The sequence below is a fragment of the Corynebacterium sp. HMSC074C11 genome (assembly GCF_001809455.1).
Taxonomy (GTDB): Bacteria; Actinomycetota; Actinomycetes; order Mycobacteriales; family Mycobacteriaceae; genus Corynebacterium; species Corynebacterium amycolatum.
In genome coordinates this window covers 57,808-67,214 of record NZ_KV797739.1, presented here as the reverse complement: position 1 = coordinate 67,214, position 9,407 = coordinate 57,808, and the positions used below count along the sequence as shown (strand labels likewise).

Here is a 9,407-nt window from a genome sequence, read left to right as displayed (position 1 = left end):
CCTAGGCCGCTAGACGAACGGGGCTTAGAACTTTGCAGTTAGTGAATACATTCAACAATGAACTTCTTCACTGCTGGCCTACCAGGACTCGAACCTAGAATGACGGTACCAGAAACCGTTGTGTTGCCAATTACACCATAGGCCATCGCTGCTGAACGCAACGAGGAATAATATAGCCAATTAGCGTGAACAAGAGCAAATCACCTGGTCAAAGGTTCGTTGTCAAAGGTTCGTTTAAATTCGCGAGCTCCCCACAGCCCACCTCAGCAGTGCGCATAACTAATGCATAACCAATGCAGTGCATATAGCTAACACAATCCCAGATCGAAAGCCCATTCGATCGCAGCGCAAAGCCGATCCGCCCTTCAGGAGACACTTCGTGGTGATGCGGCTGGCAAACAGCCGCCGCACATAAAAAACAGACCTGAAAGGCAATCATCATGACTTCCCCCACATCCGTCAGTTCGCGAAAATCATCTCGGCCCTCAACCTCGATGCCAACCCACGCGTGTCCCGCACCGGCCGCATCACCGATGCCATCATGGAAACCATCGACACCACGCCGGAGCTCTTCGCCTACAAGTCCAAGGGTGTGCTCCTGGCCTCCACTCAGTTCACCAGTGAAGACAGTCTCTACCGTTTCACCTTCAGCAACCGTCGCATCGAAGGCATCCTCGACGGCGGCCACAACTCGCTGGCAATCGCGCTGTTCGTCCTGGGCAAGCTCACTCCGCCGCCTAGCCGCAAAATCAAGACGTGGTCCGAAATGAAGGAGGTCTGGATGGAGCGCTCCGAAGAAATCGAGGAATTGCTTGCCGACGAAAGCCTCACCGAGCTCGATGCCCGAGTTCCGGTAGAGGTACTCGTGCCCGGTGCTCGGGACGAAGACACAGTGCAAGAGTTCTCCGATGCTCTGCTCGATATCTGTGCCGCCCGCAACAACAATGCGGAGCTCAAGGCGGAAGCAAAACTCAATCGCGCCGGCTACTTTGACGATCTGAAGCATGCTCTGCCGCAGGGAATTAGCGACAACGTGCAGTGGCGCACCAACGATACTGGTCGACTAAAGGTGGGCGATGTCATCGCTATGGCGTGGATTCCACTGTCCTGTATTGACCTGCCGAAGGATGCCGACGGCAAGCAGATTGAAGCACCGACCCCTACCAGCCTCTACTCCGGCAAGGCCAAGCTGCTTGACCGCTTCGAGGATGTCATGAGTTCCCCGGAGGTCACTAAACCCAGCACTGAAAGCATCAATGAGCGCACCGAAGAGGTCGTTCTCTACAACGAGAAGGTCCGCAGTGCCTTGAACCTCACGCGTGACTTCATCGATATTTTCGAGCGCATCAACGCGGAGCTACCCGATCTCTACAACAAGAGCGGGGGCAAATTCGGCGGCATTGATGCTGTTGACAAGGCCAACAAGAAGAATCCGCGGACTGGCAAGACTTCACAGAAGTACTCGAAGTTCTACCGCCAGCCCATCGGCTACGCGATTCCGGACGGGTTCATCTACCCGCTCGTGTACGCATTTGCCGCACTGCTCAAGCGAAACGAGGACGGCACGGTCTACTGGGGAACCGACTGGCACGAGTTCTTCAACAACCACATGGGGGCGCTGGTCAAGGACTACCGCGAAACCTCCATGAATATGCTGAACCGCGACCCGCAGAAGGTGGGCAAGGAAGCGGGCTCTTACACGAACCTGCTTCGCTCAGCCCAGCTCGCACTCTTTACTGAGCAGCAGTAAAAGGAGCGACCTCGAGAGCCTTGCGCAGTCGACTCAGGCTACGGCTGCGGCCAAGCAGCTCCATGGACTCGAACAGCGGCGGCGATACCTGAGCACCAGTTACAGCCACGCGCACCGGGCCAAAGGCCTTGCGTGGCTTCAGCTCCAGGTCCTCGATGAGGGCCTTCTGAAGTGCAGCTTCGAGCTTCTCGGTGACGAAGTCCTCTTCGCTGAGCGGTTCCACAGCTGCAATGGTGGCCTCCAGGACAGCGACGGCGTCTTCCTTGAAGTTACGGCGTGCCGAGCGCTCATCGAAGGTGAACTCGCCCTCTTCCACAACCAGGAACTTCGAGAGGTCCCAGGCGTCGGAAAGCGTCTTCACACGGGTCTGCAGCAGCGTTGCCAGGAAAGCGAACTTATCCTCCGGGTAGTCGGCCGGGAAGTCGAAGTGGCTTTCCAGGTAGGTGCGCAGACGCTGTTCGAAGTCCTTCGGATCGAGCATGCGGATGTGGTCAGCGTTGATAGCGTCGGCCTTCTTCTGGTCGAAGCGGGCCGGGTTGGACAGCACATCGTGGATGTCGAAAGCCTTGACCATCTCGTCCATGGTGAAGATGTCCTGATCGCCGTCCATGGACCAGCCCAGCAGCGCCAGGTAGTTCAGCAGACCCTCGCGAATGAAACCGTTATCGCGGTGGATGAAGAGGTTGGACTGTGGGTCGCGTTTGGACAGTTTCTTGTTGCCCTCGCCCATCACGAACGGCAGGTGGCCGAACTCCGGAGTGAACTTGGCGACACCGATGCGCTTCAGCGACTCGTAGAGAGCAATCTGACGCGGAGTCGATGGCAGCAGGTCCTCACCACGCAGGACGTGAGTGATCTCCATTAGAGCGTCATCCACCGGGTTAACCAGTGTGTAGAGAGGTTCACCGTTGGAGCGGGCGATGACAAAGTCCGGAACCAGGCCGGCCTTGAACTCAATGCGACCGCGAACGAGGTCCTCGAAGACAATGTCCTCGTCCGGCATGCGCAGGCGGATCACCGGCTTGCGCCCCTCTGCGCGGAAGGCTTCCTTCTGCTCCTCGGTGAGGTTGCGGTCGTAGTTGTCGTAGCCCAGCTTCGGGTCACGGCCGGCGGCCTTGTGGCGCTCCTCAACCTCTTCAGCGGTGGAAAAGGCCTCGTAAGCTTCACCAGCGTCAATGAGGCGCTGCAACACATCGGCGTAGATGTCCTTGCGCTGCGACTGGCGGTACGGGCCGTGCGGACCGCCGACATCGATGCCCTCGTCCCAGTCAATACCGAGCCAATTCAGGGCCTCGATGATTGCCTGATAGGACTCTTCGGAGTCGCGAGCGGCATCGGTATCTTCGATGCGGAAGACCAGCTTGCCACCAGTGTGACGGGCATATGCCCAATTGAACAGGGCGGTGCGGATGAGGCCAACGTGCGGGGTACCGGTTGGCGACGGGCAAAAGCGTACGCGAACATCTGACATGCTTTCCCACGATACCCGCCCTCCCACCTGCAGGCATGCATAGGGTTTTACATAGGGTTACAGAGTCCATTCCCCAGCCACTTCACCGGCGTATCCAGCGGCGCGCAGCCGCTCAACCCAGCTGCGCAGCGGCACCCCGCCGGTGCCCGGCGCGCCGCGGCCTGGGAAATCGGCAATCTGGACGTGCGCCGGCAGACTCACTCTTCCGGCCTCCACATCGGTGAGCCAGGCATCCACGTCCACGCCATTGGCCGCAAAATGGTAAAAGTCCGCGAGCACGCCAGCACCAGTCTGTTGCGCTAACTCCTCGGCCTGCCAGGGATCGGTAATGGGATAATCGCTCATCCCGGACAGTGGCTCAATCAACGCGCGGACACCACTGAGCTCCAGCTGGGCAGTGATCTCAGTTAGCCTCTGCACCTGCAAGTCCGTTAGCTCCCCAGACCGCCCCAGCAGCACATTCGAGCACTTCAACCCCGTGGCACTCGCAATCTGGCTGACTGCTTCCAAGTGTCCGGCAGGCAACCCGTCTGTATCGAGCACTCCCCGCTGTCCCGCTGCCATGTCCCCTCCCCACAGGTTCATGGCATAAAGACCAAGGCTGTCGTCAAAGAGGTCACAAAAGGCGGAAACCTCATCGGGTGCGGGCACTGCGAGGTCAAATGGCCACCAGAATTCCACGGCCGCGTAGCCGTCGTCACGCGCGGCGTTGACGGCGTCGTGCGGGGACATGTGTGCGTAGACCGTAGAACAGTTAATAATGGTGCTCATGACCAAAACGGTAGTAGTAACTGGTGGCGGCGCGGGCATTGGTCGCGAAATTGCTCTGGCTTTCGCCGCCGAGGGCTGGCACGTGCATATCTGCGGCAGGCGTATCGACGCGCTCGAGACTGTTGCCGCCGAAGCGGACAACATCACCTACTCCAGGTGTGACATCACCGATCCTGAGCAGGTCCGTGCGATGTTTGAGAACGCGCAGGTGGCTACGGGAACCATCGATGTTGCAGTGCTCAATGCGGGGCTGCCCGGCACGCCCGCGGAGTTCGGAGAGACTGACATTGAGGACTTCCGGGCGGTCATCGATACGAATGTGGTCGGCTCGTACCTGTGTGCACGCGAGGCTTTTTCGCGGATGAAGGCGGGGTGCGAGGGGAAGACAGAGCAAGCGGGCGGCCGAATCCTGGTCAATTGTTCTATCGCAGCGCAGGTGCCGAGAGCGCACACGGCGGCGTACGCGACGTCGAAAAGCGCGCTTGCCGGAATGACCCACGTGCTTGCCCTCGACGGACGCGAGTATGGCATCACGGCAACGCGCATTGATATTGGCAATGCGCAGACTGACCTGTTGGGGACGTTCACAGGCAGCGAGCCGATGTTCGATGCCAAGCAGGCTGCGGAAACTTTCCTCTACGCCGCGAATCTGCCGGCAGGTGCCGTCATCGATCAGCTTACGATTACCGCTGCGGGTATGCCCTTTTTGGGCAGGGGTTAGCCTGCCCCTTAAACTGGAGCACAATTGGGTTTAGATTGAGGAGGCGGGTTAGGGCGATGTCCATGGAAAACCACCCCTCTCTGGGCGGCGGAAACGAAGAAGAGCAGCAGGAAAAGTTCCACCCGTCGAACGAGCCTGCAGCGACTCCGAAACGTTCGACGCGCTGGGACACGTCCCGCCCAACCACCGCTCCTGATTTTTTGCTCTCCCGTGCGCACGGCTCCATCCGCACGCAAGGTATTGAAGAGCAGATTTCCGACCCCTGGCTCGCAGCCGAGGGACTGCACTCGGGCATTCACAAGATGGTGGTCGGCGCCCTGCCCTTCGACTTGGACAAGCCCGCCGCCCTGACCGTTCCCCGGGAAGTCATCCGCTCCTCGCAGCCGCTGGAGCCACCCGCGCACTACCGCTGGAACGCACCGAAGCCTCACGCCAGCATCGTCGCTTACGATCCCCCGCTCGTTGAGCACGCTGAGCGCATCGCCGCAGCCATCCGCACCATCGAGTACTCGGCGCTGGAAAAAGTCGTGCTCGCGCGCGCTGTGGAACTCGAAATCGATCCCCCGATTGACCCACTCCTTCTCGCATCGCGGCTTATCGACGGATCCCCCAACCGTGATGGCTTTGTCGTGGATCTCTCTCCCGCCGGTTCCGATTATGAGGGCAAGTTGCTCATCGGTTCCTCCCCGGAGATGCTGGTCCGCCGTACGGGTGACATCGTTGAGGCATTTCCCTTGGCCGGGTCGCTGCCGAGATCCCGAAATGAAGAGGCGGACCGGGCGTCGGCTCGTCGTTTAGCGGACTCGCGCAAGAACCTGGATGAACACGCCTTCGTTGTCGATGACATCGCCGACAACCTGGCGCCGCTGTGCAGTTCGCTGGATGTTCCGGACAGCCCCGAGCTGATGAGCACCGCCGAGATGTGGCACTTGGCCACACATATCCGCGGTCGATTGAAGGATCCGTCGCTGTCCGCGCTGGATTTGGCACTGGTGGTGCACCCAACACCTGCCATTTGTGGCACGCCGACGGAATCCGCCTTCGGTGTCATCCAGGCCGTGGAAACCGACCGGGGCTTCTACTCCGGCGCTGTCGGCTGGTGCGATGAGAATGGCGATGGTGAGTTCGTGGTCTCCATTCGCTGTGCCGAAATCGACACTGAGGGGTCCGTGGCACGACTATGGGCCGGAGGCGGCATTGTGTCGCACTCCGACCCAGAAGAAGAAGTCACGGAAACCAGCGCCAAAATGGGCACTGTGCTCCGCGCTTTTGGAGTTAAGGGGGCTTAAGCCCCTAGCGGCTTAAGCCCGCTCCACCGGGTTGGCCAGCTTGCCGATACCCGGAATCTCGATTTCGATGCGGTCGCCCGGGAACATCGCAGCGGTACCGGCCGGGGAGCCGGTGCAGATGACGTCACCCGGCAGCAGCGTAATCGAGGCGGTGATGAACTCGATGATCTCCGGGATGGACATAATCATCTGGTTGGAGTTGGAGTCCTGCTTAGTCTCGGTAACACCCTCGTGAGTCAGGTGCGCCTTGATTGGCAGCTCGTTGTAGTCCAGCTCCGTCTGAATCCACGGGCCCAGCGGGCAGAAGGTATCGATGCCCTTTGCGCGCGCCCACTGACCGTCGGCGAACTGCAGGTCACGGGAAGAAACATCATTGACGATGGTGTATCCGAAGATCACATCGTGAGCGTTTTCCTTCTTCACGTTCTTGCACGGCTTACCAATAACCAGTGCCAGCTCGCCCTCAAACTCGACGTTGGTGGCGAAATCCGGAATGCGAATCGGCGCTTCCGGACCAATAACGGCCGTCGGCGGCTTAATGAACATCGTCGGCGGCAGCGATTCTGCCGACTTCTTGAACACCTCGGCGACGTGGTCAGCGTAGTTACGACCAATAGCGATGACCTTCGACGGCAGCATCGGGGCGAGCAGACGTACGTCGGCAAGCGGCCAGGAACGACCAGTCTTATTCAGCTGACCGAAAGGGTGCCCTTCGATCTCGTGCAAAGTAACTTCATTGCCTTCGCCCTCGACGAGCGCGAAGCACATGCCCTCTGGGTGGGCGATTCGAGCAATACGCATAAAAATAGGGTACACGTCACATTGCAATAATTATGCAACGACCCCCACTCTCAAACACTTACGATTTAAACTCCGCGCGATTCCTGCGCAAGCCACACCAGTGCACAAGCCAGCGCATCGTTGAACGCGTGATGGGCCTTAAAACGGGGAATGCCGTACTTGTCGCACAGTGACCACAACCGCAGCTCATCACGGACCGGCTCGCGGTTGGCTCGCAGAATCGCGTCGTACTCGCGTGTCATAGTGTCCGCCACCGGCACATCAAAGCGGGCATCAAAGTACTTCCGGCACAACGGATCCAGGAACCCAACTTCCATCCGCGCGTAGTGCGCCAGCAGCTTCCGTCCCCGCAGAGCTTCTAACAGCTTGCCGACGGCTACTTCTGCCTCTACCCCGGTTGCGACCATGTCGTCGGTAAGCCCATGCACCGTCGCCGACTCGCCGACGCTCACCTCCTCGCGCTCTGGGCGAATGAGAAGGTGACCGGATTCCTCCAGCACGATGTCGTGGTCTTCCACCGCAACCCAACCGATGGAAAGCAGCTGATCTTTGGAAGGATCCAGACCTGTGGTTTCCACGTCTACCGCGAGCCAAGCATTGTCGCGGATAGGTGCGTCCAGGATTTTCTTGCGAGGTTTGAAAAACTTCAACATTGCGTGCTCACACAGCTAACTCACACAGCTAAACTACGACATCGCCCGGATGGGATACTTCGCCCCGAGACTCTGCTGCAACTTGCGGATAACACCAAACGCATCGCGCAAGTGCTCCCGTTCCAGGCTTGATAGGCGCTTCGGGTAGATGTGGTTATTCGGCTGGGTGCCGGCGTTGAACTGGGCCTGCTGGTGATGAAGCTGCACCGTGCACAGGAACTCGAACGCATCCGCAAGGTCCTGAGCACCTTGGCGACTCACGCTTCCGGCTCCGGCACTTGTTGCCAAACGCTCACGTGTCGACAGCTGTGGCAGACCGGCTGCCACAGCAAATAGACGCGCCATCTGCACCACAGCAGCAGTTCCCCCCTTCTTGATGTCCAGGGTTTCCGCGTGCTCGCCGCCCTTTTCCAGCACCAGGCCACGGAAGAAGCCGAGCGGCGGCTCCCGCCAGGCCGCGAGTTTGGCCAAGTGCGCGTGCAGGCGCTGCGACCCCTGCGCCAGCGGCAGGTAGGCGGCGCGCAGTTCCTCCACTAGTTGCACGTCGCCCGCCACCCCACGCATGTCGAAGAAGGTCTGTGCATGTAGCAACGCCTCCGCCTCCGGTGCCGTAATCCACCCGTGGAAAGTGCGCAGCCACTGCGACTTGGTCATCCGCCACGCAGGGTTACTGGCCATCATGTCCCCTGGACAGAGCGGATAACCGACTCGGTCGAGGTTAGTGCAAATCTCGTCGCTAAGCGCGGCGAAATAGTCAGCGTGAACGTCGGCGTCGTAGTCGTCGGCGAGAACCAGCGCATTGTCCTGATCGGAGGCGAGCCCCATCTCCCCGCGCCCATGCGAGCCCAGTACCGCAAACGCGTAGCTGACCGGCGGGGGCCCGAGCTTTTCCTCAGCAAGCGTGACCAGACGGCGAGTGACAGCATCGGCCACGGCAGTCAGCAGCTTGGCGACCTCCTCCCCCGAGTCACCCCGGTCAATGAACCGGCCGACAATTCGCCGCGCGTTCTGAGCAATCTCCGCGATCTCCGAAATATCACTCTTCCGCGCTAGCATCGCCGTCGCGTACACGGGATCGGTGTGCAGACTGCGCAAGAGGTCACCAATGACAATCATGCCGACCACTCTCGTCCCGTCGTGCACCGGCAGATGATGGTAACCGCGCTCGGCCATCAGCAGCATTGCTTCAAAAACCAACAGATCGGGACTGATGGTTTCCGGGTTTCCGGTCATCACTTCGCTTACGAGACTCTCCGCCGGCTTGGCCTTCGCCAGCACTCGACGACGGAGGTCGCGGTCAGTGATGATGCCAACGAGTGGGCTCTGGTTGGCGCCTGCAGACTCCATCACGAGCAGACTGGAGACATTCCGCTCCGTCATAATCTGTGCCGCCTCTTGCACTGTCGCGTCAGCGCTGCAGGTCACCAGCGACGTTTCCATTAGGTCCGCAACCCGTGTGCGCAACGACTCCGATGCCGCAGTACTCCGCAGCTTCGATGCCACTGCGCGAATGCGCGCGTTCTCACCGCCGTAATAGCGCCGGACCTCTACGAACTGGGCATTGAGCTGGTTAAAGACCTCCTTGGAGATTACCAGGAATACGCAGTCCTCCACCGCCGTCATCGTGTACAGCGAGGGGTCACCGCTCAGCAGCGTTGAATAACCGAAATGATCTCCCACATCTCGCCGGTCCAACAGAGTGCCAGCCGGGTCGAAGATATCCACCATGCCGGAGCGAATGATGAAACAGCTGTTATTGTCCGCACCCGCCCGGATAATCTCCGTACCACGACGGGCATAGCGCATGGTCAAAAGCGATGGGATAGTCGCCCGCTCTTCATCGGAGAGGTCCGAAAAGGGGCGAGTGTGGCTGAGGAAGTCTGCGATTTCCGCAAGCTCGACGGTCATGGGGCCAATTATCCCCTATTTTTGGCCCCAATAGGAGTGATTT

General features: G+C 59.6%; 8 protein-coding genes and 1 tRNA gene. 3 read left to right on the top strand and 6 right to left on the bottom strand.

The annotated features are described in order from the left end of the window. Positions 1–73: 73 nt before the first annotated feature. Positions 74–145: transfer RNA gene (locus tag HMPREF2614_RS07925), tRNA-Gln, on the bottom strand. A 363-nt stretch (positions 146–508) separates the two neighbouring features. On the opposite strand from HMPREF2614_RS07925, the gene HMPREF2614_RS07920 reads away from it, so the two are divergent. Beyond that, positions 509–1,750 carry a hypothetical protein gene (locus HMPREF2614_RS07920; protein WP_224792225.1) on the top strand — a complete coding sequence of 414 codons (1,242 nt, stop codon included), beginning with the start codon at positions 509–511 and terminating at the stop codon, positions 1,748–1,750. Here the strand turns inward: HMPREF2614_RS07920 and gltX are convergent. Both gltX and HMPREF2614_RS07910 read right to left on the bottom strand, forming a co-directional pair. Next, positions 1,734–3,221 (bottom strand): glutamate--tRNA ligase, encoded by a 1,488-nt coding sequence (gltX, locus tag HMPREF2614_RS07915; RefSeq protein WP_070432193.1) that lies wholly within the window; start codon positions 3,219–3,221, stop codon positions 1,734–1,736. The two genes, HMPREF2614_RS07920 and gltX, sit on opposite strands and share 17 nt — an antisense overlap. A gap of 57 nt (positions 3,222–3,278) precedes the next feature. Then, complete coding sequence (locus HMPREF2614_RS07910) at positions 3,279–3,992, bottom strand: TIM barrel protein (protein ID WP_070432192.1); 714 nt, start codon at positions 3,990–3,992, stop codon at positions 3,279–3,281. Here HMPREF2614_RS07910 and HMPREF2614_RS07905 point away from each other — a divergent pair. Both HMPREF2614_RS07905 and HMPREF2614_RS07900 read left to right on the top strand, forming a co-directional pair. Further along, positions 3,991–4,713, top strand: a complete 723-nt coding sequence (locus HMPREF2614_RS07905; RefSeq protein ID WP_070432191.1) for an SDR family oxidoreductase — start codon at positions 3,991–3,993, stop codon at positions 4,711–4,713. The genes HMPREF2614_RS07910 and HMPREF2614_RS07905 overlap by 2 nt on opposite strands. 56 nt (positions 4,714–4,769) lie before the next feature. Further along, entirely contained in the window at positions 4,770–6,002 is a 1,233-nt protein-coding gene (locus HMPREF2614_RS07900) for an isochorismate synthase (protein WP_070560638.1), read from the top strand. Between the two features lie 12 nt (positions 6,003–6,014). On the opposite strand, the gene HMPREF2614_RS07895 is transcribed toward HMPREF2614_RS07900, so the two are convergent. The 3 genes from HMPREF2614_RS07895 to HMPREF2614_RS07885 form a co-directional block, all read right to left on the bottom strand. Continuing rightward, positions 6,015–6,803 (bottom strand): fumarylacetoacetate hydrolase family protein, encoded by a 789-nt coding sequence (locus tag HMPREF2614_RS07895; protein ID WP_005509430.1) that lies wholly within the window; start codon positions 6,801–6,803, stop codon positions 6,015–6,017. A 65-nt stretch (positions 6,804–6,868) separates the two neighbouring features. Then, positions 6,869–7,456 carry a 3'-5' exonuclease gene (locus HMPREF2614_RS07890; protein WP_038628573.1) on the bottom strand — a complete coding sequence of 196 codons (588 nt, stop codon included), beginning with the start codon at positions 7,454–7,456 and terminating at the stop codon, positions 6,869–6,871. A gap of 33 nt (positions 7,457–7,489) precedes the next feature. Next, positions 7,490–9,364: a DUF294 nucleotidyltransferase-like domain-containing protein gene (locus HMPREF2614_RS07885; RefSeq protein ID WP_070560637.1), complete on the bottom strand. Its 1,875-nt coding sequence runs from the start codon at positions 9,362–9,364 to the stop codon at positions 7,490–7,492. Between the last annotated feature and the right edge of the window lie 43 nt (positions 9,365–9,407).

Excerpts from the sequence above, each read along its gene's own strand:
- HMPREF2614_RS07905 (WP_070432191.1), top strand. The coding sequence starts at position 3,991 with ATGACCAAAACGGTAGTAGTAACTGGTGGCGGCGCGGGCATTGGTCGC.
- gltX (WP_070432193.1), bottom strand. The coding sequence starts at position 3,221 with ATGTCAGATGTTCGCGTACGCTTTTGCCCGTCGCCAACCGGTACCCCG.
- HMPREF2614_RS07890 (WP_038628573.1), bottom strand. The coding sequence starts at position 7,456 with ATGTTGAAGTTTTTCAAACCTCGCAAGAAAATCCTGGACGCACCTATC.
- HMPREF2614_RS07895 (WP_005509430.1), bottom strand. The coding sequence starts at position 6,803 with ATGCGTATTGCTCGAATCGCCCACCCAGAGGGCATGTGCTTCGCGCTC.
- HMPREF2614_RS07900 (WP_070560638.1), top strand. The coding sequence starts at position 4,770 with ATGTCCATGGAAAACCACCCCTCTCTGGGCGGCGGAAACGAAGAAGAG.
- HMPREF2614_RS07885 (WP_070560637.1), bottom strand. The coding sequence starts at position 9,364 with ATGACCGTCGAGCTTGCGGAAATCGCAGACTTCCTCAGCCACACTCGC.
- HMPREF2614_RS07910 (WP_070432192.1), bottom strand. The coding sequence starts at position 3,992 with ATGAGCACCATTATTAACTGTTCTACGGTCTACGCACACATGTCCCCG.